18 protein-coding genes are annotated in these 19,932 nt (G+C 64.4%); 8 read left to right on the top strand and 10 right to left on the bottom strand.

What is annotated here, in order from left to right:
- Positions 1-462 precede the first annotated feature (462 nt).
- The gene (locus B7X65_RS19730) at positions 463-1,050 is read left to right on the top strand and encodes a chalcone isomerase family protein (protein WP_293595995.1); all 588 of its coding nucleotides are present in this window, start codon (positions 463-465) and stop codon (positions 1,048-1,050) included.
- A 21-nt stretch (positions 1,051-1,071) separates the two neighbouring features.
- Here the strand turns inward: B7X65_RS19730 and gph are convergent, their stop codons facing one another.
- The 4 genes from gph to bla all read right to left on the bottom strand — a co-directional run bounded on the left by gph (position 1,072) and on the right by bla (position 4,570).
- Positions 1,072-1,833, bottom strand: a complete 762-nt coding sequence (gene gph, locus B7X65_RS19725) for a phosphoglycolate phosphatase (RefSeq protein WP_293595994.1) — start codon at positions 1,831-1,833, stop codon at positions 1,072-1,074.
- A gap of 408 nt (positions 1,834-2,241) precedes the next feature.
- Positions 2,242-2,763: a TetR/AcrR family transcriptional regulator gene (locus B7X65_RS19720; protein WP_293595993.1), complete on the bottom strand. Its 522-nt coding sequence runs from the start codon at positions 2,761-2,763 to the stop codon at positions 2,242-2,244.
- Positions 2,764-2,798: 35 nt separating this feature from the next.
- The gene (locus B7X65_RS19715; protein ID WP_293595992.1) at positions 2,799-3,335 is read right to left on the bottom strand and encodes a dihydrofolate reductase family protein; all 537 of its coding nucleotides are present in this window, start codon (positions 3,333-3,335) and stop codon (positions 2,799-2,801) included.
- Between the two features lie 353 nt (positions 3,336-3,688).
- Entirely contained in the window at positions 3,689-4,570 is an 882-nt protein-coding gene (bla, locus tag B7X65_RS19710; protein WP_293595991.1) for a class A beta-lactamase, read from the bottom strand.
- Between the two features lie 99 nt (positions 4,571-4,669).
- Here bla and B7X65_RS19705 point away from each other — a divergent pair, with 99 nt between their 5' ends.
- Positions 4,670-5,551, top strand: a complete 882-nt coding sequence (locus B7X65_RS19705; RefSeq protein ID WP_293595990.1) for a LysR family transcriptional regulator — start codon at positions 4,670-4,672, stop codon at positions 5,549-5,551.
- A gap of 321 nt (positions 5,552-5,872) precedes the next feature.
- Here B7X65_RS19705 and B7X65_RS19700 read toward each other — a convergent pair whose 3' ends face one another.
- The 4 genes from B7X65_RS19700 to rpe form a co-directional block, all read right to left on the bottom strand.
- A complete protein-coding gene (locus tag B7X65_RS19700; protein WP_293595989.1) occupies positions 5,873-6,571 on the bottom strand; it encodes a VIT family protein in 699 nt (232 codons plus the stop codon).
- A gap of 63 nt (positions 6,572-6,634) precedes the next feature.
- Positions 6,635-9,157: a PAS domain S-box protein gene (locus B7X65_RS19695; protein ID WP_293595988.1), complete on the bottom strand. Its 2,523-nt coding sequence runs from the start codon at positions 9,155-9,157 to the stop codon at positions 6,635-6,637.
- Between the two features lie 124 nt (positions 9,158-9,281).
- Entirely contained in the window at positions 9,282-10,964 is a 1,683-nt protein-coding gene (locus B7X65_RS19690; RefSeq protein WP_293595987.1) for an adenylate/guanylate cyclase domain-containing protein, read from the bottom strand.
- 34 nt (positions 10,965-10,998) lie between these two features.
- Positions 10,999-11,694 (bottom strand): ribulose-phosphate 3-epimerase, encoded by a 696-nt coding sequence (gene rpe, locus B7X65_RS19685; protein WP_096696548.1) that lies wholly within the window; start codon positions 11,692-11,694, stop codon positions 10,999-11,001.
- A gap of 98 nt (positions 11,695-11,792) precedes the next feature.
- On the opposite strand from rpe, the gene apaG reads away from it, so the two are divergent.
- From apaG to thiL, 5 genes are all read left to right on the top strand, one after another.
- Positions 11,793-12,203 (top strand): Co2+/Mg2+ efflux protein ApaG, encoded by a 411-nt coding sequence (apaG, locus tag B7X65_RS19680; protein ID WP_293596007.1) that lies wholly within the window; start codon positions 11,793-11,795, stop codon positions 12,201-12,203.
- Positions 12,204-12,215: 12 nt separating this feature from the next.
- Positions 12,216-14,222, top strand: coding sequence for a site-specific recombinase (locus B7X65_RS19675; RefSeq protein WP_293595986.1), 2,007 nt, complete (start codon positions 12,216-12,218; stop codon positions 14,220-14,222).
- 294 nt (positions 14,223-14,516) lie between these two features.
- A complete protein-coding gene (locus B7X65_RS19670) occupies positions 14,517-15,773 on the top strand; it encodes a cation:proton antiporter (RefSeq protein WP_293595985.1) in 1,257 nt (418 codons plus the stop codon).
- On the top strand, positions 15,766-16,923 hold the full coding sequence (locus tag B7X65_RS19665; protein ID WP_293595984.1) for a YbdK family carboxylate-amine ligase: 1,158 nt from the start codon (positions 15,766-15,768) through the stop codon (positions 16,921-16,923). Before B7X65_RS19670 ends, B7X65_RS19665 begins: the two co-directional genes overlap by 8 nt.
- A gap of 416 nt (positions 16,924-17,339) precedes the next feature.
- Entirely contained in the window at positions 17,340-18,314 is a 975-nt protein-coding gene (gene thiL, locus B7X65_RS19660) for a thiamine-phosphate kinase (protein ID WP_293595983.1), read from the top strand.
- Here the strand turns inward: thiL and B7X65_RS19655 are convergent.
- Both B7X65_RS19655 and B7X65_RS19650 read right to left on the bottom strand, forming a co-directional pair.
- Positions 18,302-18,706: a tautomerase family protein gene (locus B7X65_RS19655; RefSeq protein WP_293595982.1), complete on the bottom strand. Its 405-nt coding sequence runs from the start codon at positions 18,704-18,706 to the stop codon at positions 18,302-18,304. The genes thiL and B7X65_RS19655 overlap by 13 nt on opposite strands.
- A 1-nt stretch (position 18,707) precedes the next feature.
- The gene (locus B7X65_RS19650; RefSeq protein WP_293595981.1) at positions 18,708-18,866 is read right to left on the bottom strand and encodes a hypothetical protein; all 159 of its coding nucleotides are present in this window, start codon (positions 18,864-18,866) and stop codon (positions 18,708-18,710) included.
- A gap of 136 nt (positions 18,867-19,002) precedes the next feature.
- Here B7X65_RS19650 and B7X65_RS19645 point away from each other — a divergent pair, with 136 nt between their 5' ends.
- A complete protein-coding gene (locus B7X65_RS19645; protein ID WP_293595980.1) occupies positions 19,003-19,926 on the top strand; it encodes a LysR family transcriptional regulator in 924 nt (307 codons plus the stop codon).
- The last annotated feature ends 6 nt before the right edge of the window (positions 19,927-19,932 follow it).

Here is a 19,932-nt window from a genome sequence, read left to right as displayed (position 1 = left end):
GTGGACCCACGCGCGCCGGCGTGGCCACCTTCATTCAGTACACCCCGAAAACCGGGGCAAGGATGCTCGTTGCAGGAGGGCAAGAGCGCATCAAAACAGGCTTGCATGGCAACGAGGCGGCCGGCCTCGGCATGCGAGAGCTGTCAGGCCCGCCAGGGCCAGGCTCCCCGGTAGCTGCTACCTGTCTGAATGATGCGATGAATGAACATGGAAGGCCAAGTGTAGCAAAGACAGACGGACAGAAAACGTCAGAAAGAGCCGCCCAGCCCCTCGAACATGTGCAGAAAAACGAAGTTCACCGAAGCCCGACAAAAAGAACAGCAGAAAAGTCAGGCGCCTCCACAGCCCCAGGCAAATGTAACTAGTAGTAATGCTTATCTCGCAAACCCTCTTGTGGGTAGCCAGGTGCCGGACCAAAATACCTTCATTAACGAACGACCGTTCTTTTTCTGGAGACCTCTTATGACCTGGATGAAACCGTGCCTCGCGGGCGCCATGACGCTTTTGCTGGCCTTCAGCGCCGCCGCAGCCACCGTGGAGGTAGGTGGTGTCAAGCTGGAAGACCAGATCGACATGCGCGGCAGCAAGCTGGTGCTCAACGGCGCCGGTGTGCGTTACAAGGCCGTTTTCAAGGTCTACACCGCCGGCCTCTACCTCGGCAAAAAAGCCGCCACCCCGGAAGAGGTGCTGGCCGCACCCGGCGCCAAACGCATGCAGATCACCATGCTGCGCGAGATCGATTCCAACGAACTCGGCAAGCTCTTCACGCGGGGGGTGCAGGACAACGCGCCCAAAACCGAAATGTCCAAGCTGATCCCCGGCCTGATCAAGATGGGGCAGATTTTCTCGGACCAGAAAAAGCTGGTCGCCGGCGACGTCTTCATGATCGACTGGGTGCCCGGCACCGGCACCGTGATCACCGTCAAGGGAGTCCCGCAAGGCGAGCCCTTCAAGGAGCCGGAATTTTTCAACGCGTTGATGCGTATCTGGCTCGGCCCCGTGCCCGCAGACTGGAAACTCAAGGACGCCCTGCTGGGCAAGCCCGCCTGAGCGCAGCGCCGGCCGTGATGTTCAACGGGGCGCAAGCCCCGTTTTCGTTTTCAGGGCAGCCAGGTCCACCGCAGCAAGCGTGTCGACAAAACCGTCGGCGTCCACATCACGCACGGGCTGGCCATGGTTGTAGCCGTAAGTCACCAGCAACACCGGGCAACCCGCGGCCCGTGCCGCCTGCGCATCGTTGCTGGAATCACCAATCATCAAGGTCCGTGCGGGTGCGCTTCCCAGCGCCTCGCAGGTCTTGCGTAGCGGCAGGGGGTCGGGTTTTTTCCGCTCGAACGAATCGCCGCCGAACACCAGACTGAAAAAACCGTCCAGGCCCTTGGCCTTGAGCAGGGGCACGGCAAACGCGGTCGGCTTGTTGGTCAGGCAGGCCAGCTTCAGGCCCTGGCGCTGCAGCAGCTGCAAACCCTCCTCCACGCCCGGGTAGACGCTGGCATGCTGGCCGTTGATGGCCAGGTAGTGGCGCTGGTAGCTGGTCCAGGCAGCCGGGAACAACCGTTTCACTGCTTCGTTATTGATAGCTGTTTGCGCCCGTCCATCAAGGGCTGCAGGCCTGTTCAGCACATGGTCCAGGACAGAACTGATCAAGTGCTCCGAGCCCTTGCCCACCCGCGCTCCGACCACGGATCGTTCGACTGGCGGCAGCGACAGATCGGCCAGCATCCGGTTCAGGGCGACCACAAAATCACCGAGGGTGTCGACCAGGGTGCCGTCCAGGTCAACAATCGCGGCATCGAACAGGCTGTGGTGAGATGTAATGGAGTTCCGAATCATTGAATAGAGTTAATGCCTGCGGGCTACTTGCATCAGGCGAGAGTCATGTCTGCTGTTTCGATCAATCGGGCTACCATAGCAAGAGCCCTGGCGCCCCCCAAGCAACAGACTAGCGATATGGTGCCACATACGCCCAACATTTCACTGCAGCGGACGCACCTGGCGGGGTGCCGCTGGGTTGTGGCGTTAGATGTCACGACCGCACTCAAAGCGGCTTGACTACAGCCAGATGCAGAAAATACGCATGAAGAACAGTGAGTACATCATTGAACGTATCAGGGCGGCAAGTTAGTCCGCGCCTTTACTCCTGCGGGAGATCAGACTTTTCCGTAGAGCATGTGCGTCAGAGCAAGACTTGCCTAAGGACGCACGGGGGTCTTGTCAGACCATCAATTACGATCCATCCCTTCAGAGGCCAGCCAAACGATCCAGCAGACGGTCGAGGGCCTGTCGATATTGAACCTGTATGGCTTGGACCTGCATCTGCTCACCTCGGACGGAGGTAAGTGCCAGGCCGCTGCCATGGGCATGGTCAACCAGAATATCGCGCCACAGAATGGGCTCGGCCGTGATCTTCCCCAGCAGCATGGTGAGGCGGTCAGTGATGTGGCGAGTCACACCGGCAAAGGCTTCCGGCGTGGCAAAAATAGCCAGCGTCAGTTGCGGATGGCGGCCGACGGCCTGGTGATATCGGGTGAGCAGCGCTCGAATTTCCGCCCGTTGATCCGCCAGCTCGCCCGCGCCCTCCAGTACCTCAGCATAGACCCGGTCCGACAGCGCCCGCAGCAGCCCGGCCTGGTCTCCCACGTAATGATAGAGACTCATTGGCGTGACGCCCAATCTCGTTGCAAGGGCGCGCATCGTCAAGCCTCGCCCTCCACTTTCATCCAGAAGAGTCAGCGCGGCGTTCAGGATGTCGTCTCGCGCCACTCCCTTTCCGTGGGCAGGACGCCCACGCGGGCGAATCATGTGGCCAACCGATAGCTGGATTGCACCAGACCCGAAGGGAAGCTTCGGCTGGATACGAGCTTCAGATCAATGTCTTGGGGCAGCGCGCCGAACAGCGGCCTTCCCGACCCAAGCAGCACGGGAACAGTGGTGATCACCATGTCGGCGACCAGCCCATCGCGCAGGAATGACTGCACCAGTTGCCCGCCATCGACATAGACCCGACGAACGTTCTGCTCAGCCAGCTTCTCCATTGCGTCCTTTGGCGTGAGACTGGAGAACCGAACCTTACCCTTCAGCGCCTCGGGCACTGGCGCATCCGTCAGTTGTTTAGACAATACCAATACGGGTCGGTCATAAGGCCATGTGTCGAGAGTCAGAACCTTCTCATAGCTTCCCCGACCCATCACGATCAGGTCCTTGTCGGCGATGAAGGCTGCGTAGCCGTGATCCTCGGCCGGATCATCGCGCTGCAATAGCCAGTCGATGTCGCCATCTTGCCGGGCAATGAAGCCATCCAGACTGATGGCAATGAAAACATGTGCGGTGATCATTGAGTGCTCTTTTAATTATACGTTGTATATTATTGTGCAAAAAATGGAACGAAAGCAAGACTCACAATGAACCTCATTCAATAGGTTCGAGCCGCGTGCTATGCAGCTTCTCCAGGAGCCGCCATGACCCACCCCACGGCAAGAAATTCGCCACCTGACGGAAGGCCATGGATGCCGTGCTGAATTGGGTGGCCTTCTACCAATCACACGCGCCTGCCCTCGACTCTGGGTTACCTCAGCCCGATGCAATAACAGCAACGCCTGTATGCGGCACCGAAAAAAAGGGCGACATCAAGCGCGAGCCAAGAACTGCTCAACTCAGAGGCAAGGACAAGGCTCTCACACATTCCTCTTCACCGTTTCGCGGGGTCGTGCGAAGTAGTGACTCGGCGCGCCACTGCAGCGATGGCTGCGTTCCGGTCGGCCTGCGAAGTTTCCGTATTAGTGACGTAGGCAGTGACCAAGATTGGCGGCCGGCCAGGTGGCCAGAAGATTCCAACATCGTTTGTAGAGCCGTAGCCGCCGCCACCTGTTTTACTCCCCATCCGCCATTCCGCCGGCAGGTCAGCACGCAGCCGCTGCCCATTGGTCACGCACGCCACAAGCCACTGCGAGAGCTGCTCACGACTGCGCATGGACAGGGCATCGCCCAGCAGCGTCGCTTTGAGCAGATGCGCCATGGCACGCGGAGAGGTCGTGTCGCGCGGGTCGCCGGGCGTCGCTTCGTTGAGTTCGGTCTCCCATCGGTCCAGCCTGGTGACTCCGTCGCCCAAGCTGCGCGCGTAGGTGGTGAGCCCTTGCGGACCGCCTCCCGCGGCCAAGACCAGGTTGCCGGCGGCGTTGTCACTGGTCGTGATGGTCGCGTGACACAACTCGCCCAAGGTCATGCCTTTGCCTACGTGCTTCTCCGTGACAGGGGAATGGGGCAGCAACACCTCGCGGCCGTAGGGGATGCGCCGGTCCAGTCGCTCTAGACCTCGGTCCACCCGTTGCAGAACGTGGGCGGCGGCTAGCCACTTGAAGGTGCTGCACATGGGAAAGCGCTCGTCGAGTCTGTGGCCTTCGATGCTGCCGTCGGTTTGCAGCACGGCCACGCCCAGCCGGCCTCCGGACAAGGATTCGATCGCCCGCCAGGGGTTCTCCTGCACAGGTTGGTGTAGGACCTGTGCGCAGCCCGGAAGTGCGGCGGCAGCAATGGCGGCGGTGAGTCGTGAATGGAAGTCGCGTCGGTTCATTTTTAAACAACGTTGTTGGTAAGGGGACGCAACGATATCAATCCAGCTATTGGCCGACAAACGATCTTTTTCGGGGGGAGACCCAAGATAATGTGGGTCATGACATTGCCCCTCAACGCATTGCGCGCATTCGAAGTATCTGCACGACACCTTAGCTTCACGCGTGCCGGATTGGAATTGAACGTCACGCAGGCGGCGGTGAGTGCGCAGGTCAAGAACCTGGAAGCGCGACTCGGCGTGCCGTTGTTTCGCCGGCTGCCGCGCGGCCTGGCGCTCACCGACGAAGGGCATGCCTTGCTGCCCATGTTGTCCGATTCCTTCGGGCGTCTGGGCAACATCCTGGAACAGTTCCGTGGCGGCGCCTACCGCGAGCCGGTGACGGTGGCGGCCGTGTCCACTTTCGCGGTGGGGTGGCTGCTGCCGCGGCTGGAGACATTCCACCGCGACTTTCCGTTCATTGACCTGCGCCTGATGACTCATAACAACAGGGTAGATCTGGCCGGTGAAGGTCTTGATTTCGCGATCCGCTTCGGGCAAGGCGCGTGGCACGGCACGCATGCCGACCCGCTGTTCGAGGCTCCTCTGACGCCCATGTGCACACCAGCAATCGCGCGACGTCTTTCCGGGCCGCGGGATATGTTGGGTGAAACACTTCTGCGCTCGTATCGCAGTGATGAGTGGAAGCTTTGGTTCGAGGCCGCCGGGGCGGGAACGATCCCCCAGCCACTGCGCGGCCCGGTCCTCGATTCTTCGTTGGCGCTGGCGGCAGCCGCTGCGCAGGGCGCCGGTATCGCACTACTGCCCCGCAGCATGTTCCTGCACGACCTGCAGGTGAATCGACTTGTGCAGCCTTTTGCGTTCCAGGTGCGCGTGGGCAGCTACTGGCTTACGCAGTTGCAGTCAAAGTCGGTTTCCCCGGCGATGGCGCAGTTTCGGGAGTGGCTGCTGCGGGAGGCGGCTGCTGTCGCTCAGTTGACCTAGGCCAGAAGAGACTTCGTTTCACCTCTGATTTGCACGAGCGCGCAATACGACCACTTACGCAGCGCCATGCGAACGCGGCCTGAAGTTCTTGAACACCGAGGGTGCGGCACTCGCAGCGCCGTCGTGCAGGCGCATTTGCAAAGAAATCTTGCAGGAAAATTTTTCCACCCACCCCAAACTTACCCATTCGCTCAGCGGAGTGCGTTTGACAAAATCGCATCCTCGTTTGCAACTCTGACAGCAAGCAACAATTTATTGTGGACTCTATTAGTCCATATCACGCTGTGCTTCAGGGACACCAGGCTTGTTTCCCTGCAGGCTTCAAGCCACCGCGCCGAACAATGCGCCCACACCGGCCGTGATCGCCATCGCGAGCGCGCCCCAGAAGGTCACACGCCATGCACTGGCCAGCACGCCGGCGCCCCCGGCGCGGGCGGCCACAACACCCAGGAGGGCAAGAAAAATCAGTGAGCTTGCGCAAACCCAGGCGATGAGGCCTTGTGCGGGTGCCCATGCGGCGACGGCGAGCGGCAACACCGCGCCCACCGCAAAACTCCCCGCCGAGGCCAGTGCGGCCTGAACCGGCCGCGCGCTGAACGCCTCCGAAATCCCGAGTTCGTCCCGGGCATGGGCGCCAAGCGCGTCGTGCGCCGTCAACGCGACCGCCACCTGTTGCGCCAGCTCGGGCGTCAGTCCCCGCGCGACATAAATGCCGGTCAACTCACGCTGCTCGGCGGCGGGGTCGAGCGCGAGCTCGGCACGTTCACGCTCAAGATCGGCTTTTTCGGTGTCGGCCTGCGAGTGGACCGAGACATACTCCCCCGCGGCCATCGACATCGCCCCAGCCACCAGCCCGGCGACACCCGCCACGAGAATGCTGCCCTGGCTTGACTGCGCGGCGGCGACGCCGACCACCAGGCTGGCGGTGGACACAATACCGTCGTTGGCCCCCAGCACAGCCGCGCGCAGCCAGCCGATGCGGTCGGTACGGTGACGTTCAATATGGCGCGAGAATTTCATGATCGAGCTGGATGGTGGAGGGTGGATGGAGCAAGGGAAAGCATAGCCCAGGACCACACCGGCTCACCGCCTGCCATGGGTACGCGGGCTGTCGATGGCCTGCCGCAGGCTCTTGAGCAGCCGTTGCTCGTCAATCGGTTTTTCAAGCCAGTCGGACACCACAACCGTGGCGCCCGCGTGCAGCCGGGCCTCCGCGGCCGTCACCGATAAAACGAGGACCGGCAGATCTGTCGTGCGGTCTTCCTGGCGCAGGGAGCGGATCAATTCCAGCCCGTTTTCGTAGGGGAGCTGGATGTCCACGGTCATGGCCGCGTAGGACTCCATCCGGAGGTAGTCGCGGGCCTGCGCTGCCGTGTGGGCGATGTCGGCATCAAAGCCGGCCTTGTCCAGCATCATGCCGATCAGCTGGGCCACATCCGGGTCGTCTTCACACACCAGGATGCGCGGCCGGTTGATGCCGTAAAGACTCATGGGCGCCGTGATCGGGGGCGCCTCGCGCCACTCCGGCAGCTCGAAAAAGAAGGTGGTTCCGACGTCTACTTTGGAAGTGAAGCCAAGGCTTCCATCCATCCGTTCAACAATCGCTTTTGAAATGGCCAGACCGAGGCCGGTCCCGCCCTTCTGGCGTGTGTCGGACGAGTCGGCCTGCGAGAACTTCTGGAAAATGCGCTGGCGGAATTCTTCGGGGATACCCGGTCCGTTGTCACTGACCTCGACGCGCACACGGCCCGCGTGCCGGCCCAGCAACACCAGCACCGTGCCCTGCGCGGGAGAAAACTTGATGGCATTGGACAGCAGGTTGGTCATGACCTGAAGCAGGCGGTCGCTGTCCACCAGGGCCTTCAGGGGCTGCCTGGGCGCATGCAGGGCCAGCTTGACCTGGTGCTGCGCGGCAAAACCTTCGTTGTCCGCCAGCGTCTGCTGCAGCAGGGGCAGCAGTTCCTGCGGCTGCAGTTCGAACTGCATCTTGCCGGACTCGATTTTTTCACTGTCGAGGATGTCGTTGATCAGGCGGATCAGCCGCTCGCAGTTGTTTTTGGCGATTTCCACCAGACTCTTGGCCCGCTCCGGCAACGCACCCGCCACGCCCCCCGAGACCAGCCCCAGCGAGCCGCGTATCGAGGTCAGGGGCGTGCGCAGTTCGTGGCTGACCGTGGAGACAAACTCGCTCTTCATGCGGTCGATGCGTTTGAGTTCGGTGACGTCGGTGCCCAGCGAGAAAAATCCGATGACCTTGTCCTCCTCGCCTTCTTCACCGTAGCGCGGAAAATAACTCATCACATATTCGCGCCGCTCGCCGCTGGCGGTGACCTGCTCCCGTTCGTAACGCACCGCATAACCGGACAGCGCTTCCTGCACATGGCCACTGATCTGGCTGTAAAACTCGGGGCCTGCGATTTCAAGCAGTGTTTTGCCGTGGATTTTTTCCCGCGACAAGCCAAACACCTCTTCATAGGCCTTGTTGTGAAACTGGAAACGCTGCTCGCTGTCCACATAGGCCATCAGGGCCGGGACATTGTCGGTCAGCTGGCGCAGCTGGGCTTCGCTGTCGCGCAACGCATCAGCGATGTGTTTGCGCTCGGAAATATCGCGGATGATGGCGGTGAAAAGCCGCCGCCCGCCCACATTGACGTCGCCGAAGGACACATTGACCGGAAACTCGCCGCCATCGCGACGCACGGCCATGACCTCGGTATCGGACTCTTTGAAGCCTGGCGGCCGGTCGGCCAGGGTGGCGAAAAAAGCGGAAAAACCCGGCTGCCAGCGCGCCGGCAAGAGCATGGCCACAGGCTGCCCCAGCAAGTCCTTGAGCCGGTAGCCGAAGAGGTGCCGGGCCGCACTGTTGGCGTTGACAACCAGGCCATCCGGCGTCGCGGTGATGACCCCATCGGCCATGCTCTCGGTGATGGCACGGCTCAGGGCTTCGCTGTCGGCAAGCTCCGCCTGCATGCGTCGGCTGTTGGCCTGTGCGCGGATCACGGCGCGGATGCTCCAGCCGAGCAGCCCGAGCGAGAGCAGGCCGCTCAGCAGGATCAGCAGCCGGACCGTCTGCGCTGTCCGCCGGGCATTCTGCTCGGAACGCTCCAGGGTCAGCACCTGCGCGCTCTTGATCCGGCCAGCGAGTTCCTCGATGTCGTCGTGCAGCTGGCGATTGAGGTCGCTGCCGACCAGCGCGGTCGCCGCGTCCAGCCCCGCCTGCTGCCGGGCGCTGACCGCCCTTTCCATGAGGTCCAGACGCCGGGCGATCAGCCCCCGCAGGGTACCCAGGTCTTCCACGCTCGCGCCTGCCGTCGGCAGGCCACTGGCGCCCAGCAACACCTGCCGCAGTCCCGCCCCGGCTTTCCGGTAAGCCGCCAGGTCCTTGTCGATGTTGGTCAGGAGGTAGCGCCGCTGCAGGGACTCCGCGGTCTTGAACTGCGAAACGAGCCGATCCAGCAGAACCACCGTCACCTGGATTTTTTCTTCGCTTTGCTCGTCCTCCAGCAGCGCATTGATGGTGAGGTAGGACGTGACCGTGCTCAGTGCCATCAGGAGCAGACCCAGGCCCAGGGCAATGGTGATGTTGGTGCGAAAGGGCAGCTTCATGGCGGGGCCTCATGCGGGGGCTTGGTACGGGAGTCGGTGCCGGAGGGCTTTTCCCGATCCGCCTGTACGGACGATACACCAGCGGACCCCGCACGCCAGCCTGCGGCCGAACGCAGCCGCGCGCTCATGGCGTAGCCGCCGCAGGCAAGCCGGCCTCCAGCGCCGCGATCAATTCGCCCAGCGCGCCCTCCAGCGGTTTCAGCAAGCCATCGAGCATGGCGCGCGGCTGCCCCCCGTGCAGGGCCTGCTCCAGCGCCTGGGCATGTTCGGGCACCTGCGTGGCGCCAATCTGGGCAGACAGGCCGCGCAAGGAGTGGACCAGCAGTTCAGCCGCTTTCAGGTCGCCCGCGTCCAGCGCCTCCCGGATGCGACTGGGCGTGTCCCTGCGTCCCTCCAGAAAGCGGCCCAGCATGGAGAAATAAAGCGTTTTCACACCCATCGCCCGGCGCAGCCCGAGGGCCAGGTCCAGCCCGGCGATGACGGTGGGCCAGGCATCGGCCGGCGGCTCACCAGCCGCCGTCGCTTCCAGCCTGGCCAGCGCCTTGCGCAGCTCGCTCACGGCCTCGGCCTTTTGCGCCACGGTCAGGCGGCCGGCATCGATTTCCAGGCGCAGGCCCGGCCGGTCGCAGCGGATGACCTCCGGATCGGCAGGCATTCCCGTGGCATCCGGGCGGACCACATACACGGGAATGGGTTGGGAAAACCCCTTGACCACGATGGCGTCGCGCGCGTCGGACTGGACCTCGCCCTGCACCAGGGCGTGGGTCTCACTGGAAATCAGGATCTCGCCGGGCTCGGCGGCCTGCTCGAGCCGGGCCGCCAGGTTGACCTCGCGGCCGATGATGGTGTATTCCATGCGCAGGCTGCTGCCGAAATTGCCGACGTCGCAAAACCCCGAGTTGATGCCGATGCGTATCTCGAAATTCCTGTGGATGCCCATGTCCCGCCAGCGGGCGCGCAGCCCTTCCATGCGTTTTTGCATGGCAATCGCCATGCGCACGCACTGCACCGCATCCTCGCGCACGCCCAGCGTATGCGGGTCGCCAAAAAAGATGACGATGGCGTCCCCGATGAATTTGTCCAGCGTGGCGCCGTATTCGGCGGCAATCTGCGACATTTCCGCGAAATAGCTGTTGAGCAGCAGCGTGACCTCTTCAGGCTGCCACTGCGCCGTGGACTCGGTGAAATTCTTGATGTCGGAAAAAAACACCGTCAGCTTCTTGCGCTGCGTCCGGATTTCCGCCTGGCGTGAACCATCAAAAAGCGACTGGTAAACCTGCGGCGCCAGATAACGCGAGAGCTGCTCGGACAGCACCTGCAAGCGCCTGGCGTTGGCACTGCGCTCCAGATGCAGCTTCAGGCGCGCCAGAAGCACCGGCGGGCTGATGGGCTTGGTGACGTAGTCGGTGGCGCCCAGGTCCAGGCCCCGGTGCTCTTCGTCCTCGCTGCCCAGCGCCGTCAGGAAAATGACCGGAATATCGGCGGTTCGTGGGTCCCGGCCGAGCCGGGCCAGCACCTCGTAGCCGTCCATGTCCGGCATCACCACGTCGAGCAGGATGATGTCGGGCCGCTCGGCCGACCGGGCCATGTCCAGGCCGGCTTCGCCGGCGGCTGCCGCCGTCACCTCGTAGCTGACCTGCAACAGGGCCGTGAGCAGGTAACGGATGTCCTCGCTGTCCTCAATCACCAGGATACGGGGCCTGTGCAGCGGCGCAGGCAGGTTCGCACGGCTGCTCTGCTTCAGTTCCTCTGCTTCCGGTCTGCCCGCAATCTCCATGGTCCGGCCCTTCCAATCCAGCCAGGGCACGGCGCCTGGTTCACCCGCAGGCTGCGCTATCGGCCTAGGTCGCCAGCGCTGCCCGCATGCCCGCGATCACCGCCCGATAGTCCGGCTTGCCGAAAATCGCACTGCCTGCCACAAAGGTATCGGCGCCGGCCGCAGCCACCTGCGCAATGTTGTCCAGCTTGATGCCGCCGTCGACCTCCAGACGGATGTCCTTGCCCGACGCGTCAATGCGCTTCCTCGCCTGCTCGATCTTGCGCAGGGCCGAGTCGATGAAACTCTGGCCGCCAAAACCGGGGTTGACGCTCATGATCAGGATCAGGTCGATGTCGTCGATGACCCAGTCCAGCACGTCCAGCGGCGCGGCCGGGTTGAACACCAGACCGGCCTTGCAGCCTTTGGACTTGATGGCCTGCACGCTGCGGTGCACGTGGCCGGAAGCGTCGGGATGGAAGCTGATCAGGTCGGCGCCGGCATCGGCAAAGGCCGCGGCCAGGCTGTCCACCGGCTGCACCATCAGGTGCACGTCGATCGGAACGGCGGTGCCGTCGGCCTTTTTGGCGTGCGGCTTGAGGGCGCTGCAGATCATGGGCCCGAAAGTCAGGTTGGGCACGTAATGGTTGTCCATCACGTCAAAGTGGATCCAGTCGGCGCCGGCCTCGATGACCGACCGGAGTTCCTCACCCAGGCGCGCGAAATCGGCGGACAAAATCGAAGGGGCAATCCGGTACACCGGCGGCTTGTTTTGGCTCATGGCAGGATTGTCGCAGCAAGCGCGCAGCTTGCCCACTGACACTGCAATTTCCCGTCCTGCGAAGGGCGGTTAACATGATTGCCACTCTTTTCCAATCCATGCCGAAATACGAATTTTCCTGCGACGTCCTGCCGCACTACCTTCCCGATCAATCTGCACCCGACGACGAGGTGTATGGCTTTGCCTACACCGTCACGATCACCAACACCGGCGAAGTCGCGGCGCAGCTGATCTCGCGCCACTGGATCATCAGCGACGCACGCGGCCACACCGAGGAGGTCAAGGGCCTGGGCGTGGTGGGCCATCAGCCGCTGCTCAAGCCGGGCGAGTCCTTCCAGTACAGCAGCGGTTCGCGCCTGCGCACCCCGACCGGCACCATGCATGGCAGCTACTTCTGCGTCGCCGAGGATGGTGAACGTTTCGAGTCGGTCATTCCGATGTTTGTGCTCGACGCTGGCGATGCCGGCGGACCCGGCAACGGGGCCGGCGGCGGCCGCGTGCTGCATTAGGGCCCTCTGGTCATGCGGACACTGAGCGAGCTGCTGGACCAGCTGGAGCCGCGGGCCGAATTGGCCGTGCGGCACCTCTGGCTCAGCGACCTGCTGGACTGGATACGCGGAGACGCCAGCAATGCCCAGGCGGCGCTGTCGCGGGTGGGGCTGTTCCTCGACGCGGCGCAGGCCCGGCCGGGTTTTCCGGAGCGGCTGCGTCTATGGTGGCTGACCCTGGTCGAAACGGTGGATGCCACGCCCCTGTTTGCCGATTTCGGTTTTGCGCCGCGTGCCGCTTTTCTCAGCGAACTGGGCGAACGGCTGCGCTACAAGCTGCTGCCGGGCACGCCCGAGACCACGCATGCCACCGAACTGTTCATGCTGCTGTTCCCGGTGCCGTTTGACGCGCAGTGGCTCAAACTGCTCGACGAGGGCACGCTGGGGCGGCTGGGCGCCCTGCTGGACCCGCCCATCGCCGCACCGGCCGGCGACGAAGCCCCCGTCGAACCCTTTGCCCCCGCCGCCAGCACCCTGCCGCAGGATTGGCAAATCACCCTGTTGGACTCCCTGACCTACTGCACCAGCCAGGTCTGCGCCACCGGCTTTGCGCCGGAACTGCGACTGCGCATGAGCCCCCAGAGCCTGTTGGCCCGGCCCTTTCACGGCCTGCAAACCGATCTTGAAGCGCTGCGCGCCGCGCTGCTGCTGCACGGGCCCGACAGCGGCGCGCTGCACCTGACGCTGGACCAGTTCAAGAGCCGGCTGGAGGCTTGCCGCAGTGCCGCCTCGTCGGTGTACGCCCATCTCGACGAACACGGCATCTCGGTCGGCCTGGTGTTTCGCCTGCGCCAGCTGCGCGAACGCATCCTGCGCATTCGTGAGCTGCTCGACTGCCTGCTCTCGGACAAGCCCGCCACCAGCGCCATGCAGCTGCTGGCCCGGCTGGTGCTGCTGGCCGAAGAACGGCGCAGCATACGCGCGCTGGTTGCCAGCAACTCCACCCTGCTGGCCGCCAAGGTGGCCGAGCGCGGCGCCGAAACCGGCGAGCACTACATCACGCGCGACCGTGCAGCCTATACCAACATGCTGGGCACGGCGGCCGGCGGCGGCGCCGTGACGGCCATCACGACGCTGCTCAAGTTCATGGTGGTGGGGCTGGCGCTGTCGGCCTTCTGGAGCGGCTTTCTGGCCAGCATCGTGTATGCCGCCAGCTTTGTGCTGATCCAGTTGCTGCACTTCACGCTGGCCACCAAGCAGCCGGCCATGACGGCACCGGCCATGGCCGCCAAGCTCAAGGACCTGCGCACCGGCGAAGCGGTCAGCGAGTTTGTCGACGAGGTCACCCACCTGGTGCGTTCCCAGGTGGCGGCTGTGCTGGGCAACGTGCTTGTGGTGGTGCCGGTGGTGCTGCTGATCAGCCTCGCCATGCAGTATGCGCTGGGGCAGCCGATGATAGACGCGAAAGAAGCCGGTCATGTGCTGCACACCCTGAGCCTGTTCGGCCCCACGCTGCTGTGGGCCGCCTTCACCGGCGTAGTGCTGTTTGTCGCCAGCATCATAGGCGGCTGGGTGGAAAACTGGTTTGTGCTGTACCACCTGGCGTCGGCCATGCGTTACAACCCGCGCATCACGCGGGCATTGGGCGTGGTACGGGCGCGACGCTGGGCCCATTTCATGCGCGACAACATTTCGGGCTTCACGTCCAACATCGCCCTGGGTTTCATGCTGGGGCTGATTCCGCCCATGACCGGCTTTTTCGGGCTGGAGCTCGAAGTGCGCCACGTCACCTTGTCCTCCGGCCAGTTGGCCGCAGCCGCGGCGGCCCTCGGCTGGGATGCGCTGCGGCAACCGGCCCTGTGGTGGTGTGTGGCGTCCATCCCGCTGATCGGTGCACTCAACCTGGGGGTGAGCTTTTACTTCGCCTTCCGGCTGGCGCTGCGCGCCCACAGCGTCAGCGGTGTGGACCGCCGCCGTATCCGTTCCGCGATCTGGGCCCGCTGGCGCAGCAAGCCGGCCAGTTTTTTTCTGCCTGATTGAATTTTTCGGGCAGGAAGTTTGCACAGGAACTGTCAACACCCTGACAACAGGCGCGCAAATCGCGCAGCAAGTCCGCATGTCAGTGATTGTCCTACGTGCAAAGAGTGTGAAACGTTGTAAATTAGGACTCCCTTTTCCATGGGTGCCTGCCCGGCCTGCAACCACCGGCCGCAACAATGAACCACAGCAGGCCCCGGGGCCTGTCGCCGCATCGGCGGCTTGTCCCCATCGAGCACCCGCGCATCCTGGCGCGGCGCTGCGTGAATTTCAATCAATCAGCGGAGACACTCATCCATGAATGAAGTCATGGCCATCTGGGCCGAATGGATCAAACCCTCGGCAGGCCTGCCCACAGTTCAGTGGTCCATCCTGCTGGCGCTGGCCGCGCTGACCGGGCACCTGGTGCAGCGTTATGCCGGCGTTCCCAAGGTGGTGGGTTATTCGGCGGTCGGCGCCTTTGCCGGCCTGGCCGGGTTCACCGGCGCGGCCTGGCCGCTGCAGGGAACGGGCCTGTTTCTGCTGGAGCTCGGCGTGGCCGTCGTGCTGTTTGAAGCAGGCGGCCGCATTCCGCTGCGCTGGTTCCGCCACAACCCCATGGTGCTGGTGCAAAGCCTGGCCGAATCGACGCTGACCTTTGTTGCCGTCTACTGGGCGCTGACCTTTTTCGGCATGCGTGAGGTTGTCGCCGAGCCGCTGGCCCTGCTGGCCATGGCGGCTTCGCCGGCGGTGCTGTCGCGTGTGATCATCGACACCCGCGCCTCCGGCCCCGTGACCGAGCGCGCCATGGTGCTGTCGACCCTGAGCACGCTGTATGCGCTGACACTTTGCAGCGCCCGCGCCGGCATGATGGGCCGCGGTGAACAAAGCCTCACCGATACCTTCTACCCGGTGGCCGTGGTGCTGGGCCTGTCGGTGGTGGTCGGTGCCGGCCTGGCGCTGGCGCTGCGGTCGGCGCTGCGCGTGATGAGCCCGACCAGCGAGAACACCGCCATCTTGCTGCTGGCCCTGATCGCCGCAGGCGCCGCGCTGGCCGCCCACTTTGGCGGCTCGGCGCCGCTGGCCGCGCTGCTGGGCGGCATGATGCTCAAGCAGCTCAACCCGCGGCCCTGGTCATGGCCGCGGCAGATGGGCACCGCCTCGGCGATGCTGACCATGCTGATGTTCGTGCTGGTCTCCGTGGTGGCCGCGCAGGCCGACTGGAGCGGCCAGGTGGCCGGACTGGTGGCGGCGCTGGTCGTGGCACGGGCCCTGGCCAAGATCACCGGCGTCGCGCTCGGCAATGTGGGCAGCGGCGCCAGCTGGAAGCAGGCCCTGTGGGTCGGCTGCGCGATGTCGCCGATGTCCTCGGTGGCGCTGCTCATCGTGTCCCAGTTTGTGGCTTCGTCGGCGTCGCTGGGCCCCCGCATTGCCAGCATTGCGCTGCCGGCCATCCTGCTGATGGAGGTGCTGGGCGCCATGCTCGCCACCTTCTCCATCTACCGCGCAGGTGAAAGCTCCAGACCCTGGACGCACAAGCCCTGGACCAACTCAACCGGAGAGCTCCGTGAGTAAGAACACCCCTACGCCACTGGCACCCGGCGGGCTGGAGCCCTTCCAGAAATCGGAGGCGCTGTCGCTGGGCGTCGAGCTGGAACTGCAGCTCGTCAACACCCATGACTACGATCTCGCCCCGTATGCCGAAGACATGCTGCGCCTGATGGACAAGATCCCGCTGCCCGGCAGCGTGGTGCCTGAAATGACCTCAAGCATGATCGAGATCTCCACCGGCGTCTGCCAGTCCTCGTCCGAGGTGCTGGGCCAGCTCACACAGATCCGCGACGCGCTGGTCAAATGCGCCGACAAGCTCAACATCGCCGTGGTCGGTGGCGGCACCCACCCCTTCCAGCAATGGCATGAGCGCCGCATCTACGACAAGCCGCGTTTTCGCGAGCTGTCCGAGCTGTACGGCTACCTGTCCAAGCAGTTCACGATTTTCGGCCAGCATGTGCATGTGGGCTGCCCCGATGCCGACACCGCGCTTCTGACGCTGCACCGCATGTCGCGCTACATTCCGCATTTCATCGCACTGTCGGCCTCCTCGCCTTATGTCCAGGGGCAGGACACGGCCTTTGATTCGGCGCGCCTGAACTCGGTGTTTGCCTTTCCGCTGTCGGGCCGCGCGCCGATGGCGCTGACCTGGGACGAGTTCACCGTCTACTTCGAGAAGATGACGCGCACCGGTGTGGTCAGGAGCATGAAGGACTTCTACTGGGACATCCGGCCCAAGCCGGAGTTCGGCACCATCGAGATCCGCGTCTTCGACACGCCGCTGACCATAGGCCGGGCCGCCGCGCTGTCCGGTTACGTGCAGTCGCTCGCTTCGTGGTTCATGAACGACCAACCCTTCACGCCGACCGAGGACGATTACCTGGTCTATACCTACAACCGCTTCCAGGCCTGCCGCTTCGGGCTGGAAGCCGTTTACGTGGATCCGGCTACCGGCGAACACATGGCCTTGCGCGACCACATCCTGATGACCATGGACAAGATCGGCTCACATGCCAGAGCCCTGGGCGCCAGCAGCGGCATCCACCTGCTGCGCAGCAGCGTGGAGCTGTCGAACAACGACGCACGCTGGTTGCGCGAGTTGCAGGCCAAGGAAAACCTGCTGGCCGAAGTGATTCGCCAGGCCGCGCTGAAGTTTCGGGGATTGCCGGTCTGACCTTGTCAGCGTCACGCTGCGCCTGCAGTCTGCCTTGGACATTAGGCGCAACTCCCCACTCCCACCCCTAGCCCCCTCGCCCCGCTGGGCGATGGAGGGGGACTTCCTTTGGTCGCGTGTGCTGCGCTCGCGTGCAAACATGACGGTTGCTTGAGTCCGCCATGACGCGCTGCGCGCGTCATGTCTCCCCGTATCTGTATCCGTTCCCGCGTTCTTCCCCCACCCGTCGGGCTGGGCCGAGGAGCGCAGGTAAAAGCGGATCGCAGGGGACCCAGACCATCGGGTCGCCTTTTTCTTTGCTTACTTTCTTTTTGGCGACGCAAAAAGAAAGTGAGTTGCCGCCGGGCAACCCCCGGCTTGTGGGCAAACCTCCAGCAGTAGAAGCAAAGAAGGATTCCACCCGTTATGCTCCCCCCATGAGTGAATTTGACCTGATCGCACGCTACTTCACACGCCCCACGACCCGCGCCGTGCTGGGCGTCGGCGACGACTGCGCGCTGCTGCAGCCCGCCGCCGGCATGCAGATGGCCATTTCCTGCGACATGCTGGTCGAGGGCCGGCATTTTTTTGCCGACGTGGACCCGTTCACGCTGGGCCACAAGGCACTGGCCGTCAACCTCAGCGACCTCGCCGCCTGCGGCGCACAGCCGCTGGCCTTCACGCTGGCGCTGGCGCTGCCGCGGGCCGACGAGGCCTGGCTCGCGGCCTTTTCGCGTGGCCTGTTCGCACTGGCTGATGCCCACGGCTGCGAACTGGTCGGCGGCGACACGACACAGGGCCCGCTGAACATCTGCATCACCGTGTTCGGCGAGGTGCCGCGCGGGCAGGCGCTGCTGCGTTCGGGCGCACGCGACGGCGATGAGGTGTATGTCAGCGGCACGCTGGGCGAGGCGCGGCTGGCGCTGGAAGCGCTGCGCGGCAGCATCGCCTTGCCGCATGAACGGCTGGCCGCCGCGCGCACGCGGCTGGAACAGCCCACGCCACGTGTCGCGCTGGGCCTGGCGCTGCGCGGCATCGCGACGGCGGCCATCGACGTGAGCGACGGTCTGCTCGGCGACCTCGGCCACATCCTGGAGGCCTCCGGCACCGGCGCCCGCATCGACACCTCGGTTGCTATAAATTTACTAGCTGATGACGCTTATCCAGCAAGGGCTGAGGGCCATTTTTCTCATGAAACCCGGCTGCGCTGCGCGCTGGCCGGCGGCGACGACTACGAGCTGGTCTTCACCGCCCCGGTGTCGGCACGGGCGGTGGTGCAGGCCGCCGCGCTGCAGGCGCAGACAGCGGTGACCCGCATCGGTGTCATCGAACACCCGCCTGGCCTGCGGCTGGTCGACGCCTCGGGCCATGCGGTGCCGGGCCGGTACGCGTCCTTCGATCACTTTGCCTGAGCCGGTGCGCGCTTGCGGGCCTGTTGCGTGTACCCGCCATAGCCCCAATCGGTGGCCGGCAGTTCCCGCACCACCACGTAGCTGGCTTCTTCCAGCGCGCCGCCCTCGCCGAGCTGGCGCTGCAGTTCGGCAAACGCCGCGCTGACAAATGCGGCTTTTTCTTCCGCCGTGTTGGTTCCGGCGGTGATGCTGATCTCCAGCAGCGCGGTGGGCCGCTGCACGGCGTCGCCACCCACGTACCAATGTCCGGCAGGCAGGCTCTCGATGATGACCGCCGTCACCTCGCGCCGCTTGCCGAGCAGCTGTGCGGTCAGCGTGGTCAGCGCCTGGGCGAGTTGCCGGTCACGGGCCGGGGTTTGCAGCGGTGCCACTTTCAGCGTCAGCGTGGGCATCTCAGGCCTCCCGCGGAAGTTGCAGCCTTGCCGGGCGGCGCAAGGCCTGCCCCAACTGGCGCCAGAAGTCGTCGATCGCCTGCCGGCGCAAGGCCTCGGCCTGGCGCTTGGCTGCATCGTGCAGGCGCTGGTAGCTGTCATGGTGGAGATCGCTGTACATGGCCGGTCCTTTCGTTGCGGTGGCTGGTGCAGGCAACTGTAGGCAAACCCTCGCCCGCGGGAAACGGCGCGCCGTGCAATTGGGTTTTGCATTCGCTGCAAAGGCGGGGATGCCGGCGGCTGGTTACCATGACGCCATGCGCGACCTCAGCTTCGACGACATGCACCTGTTTGCCCGCGTGGCCGAGCTCGGCTCCCTTTCTGCCGTGGCGCGCGAGCGCGACGTGCCGGTGAGCCAGGTCTCGCGCGCGCTGGCGCGCATCGAAAAAGCCTGTGGCGCGCGGCTGATCCACCGCTCCACCCACGGCCTGACACCCACCGCCGAAGGCGAGACCTTTTTGCAGTACTGCCGGCGCCTGACCGGCACGCTGGACGAGCTCGAAGGCGAGTTTGCCAGCCAGTCGCGCCAGGCCAGCGGCTGGGTACGCGTGGCGGCCAGCACGGTGGTGGCCGAGTACCTCCTGATCCCCAGCTTCGAAAGCCTGCACGCGCGCCACCCCAGGCTGTGTGTGGAACTGCAGGTCGAGGACAGGCTGGTGGACATGGCGCACGACGGCATCGACATCGCCATCCGCACCGGCACGCCGACCACCGACACGGTGGTGGCACGCCAGCTCGGCATGCTGGGTCGCAAGCTGTACGCCACGCCCGGCTACCTGCAGGCCCACGGCACACCGCGCCATCCGGACGATCTGCACCAGCACCGCCTGATCACGAACAGCGCGGTCGCCATGCTCAACCGCTGGCCTTTCATCGTCAAGGGCGAGCCGAGCGTAGTGGTGGCGGAGGGCCAGTGGCGTTCGGGCAGCACCGGCATCACCGCGCAGCTGGCGCTGCACGGCCTGGGCATTTCGCGTTTTGCCACCGTGGTCGCCGAGCCCCTGGTGCGGCAAGGCCTGCTGGTGCCCGTCCTGCCCGAATTTGTGGACGAGCAGCCCAGCCCGATTTACGCCGTCACGCTGACGAGCCGGCACCGCCTGCCCAAGATCAGGGCCTGCCTGGACCACTGGGCCGGGTGGTTTGCCCAGGCCGAGGGCGTTCAGCCCGCGGTGCAGGTATAACCCCCT

Origin of the sequence: Polaromonas sp. 39-63-25 (assembly GCF_002278925.1) — a bacterium.
Classification (GTDB): Bacteria; Pseudomonadota; Gammaproteobacteria; order Burkholderiales; family Burkholderiaceae_C; genus Polaromonas.
Note: the sequence above shows the minus strand (reverse complement) of the source record. Positions and strands in the feature narration are given on the sequence as shown.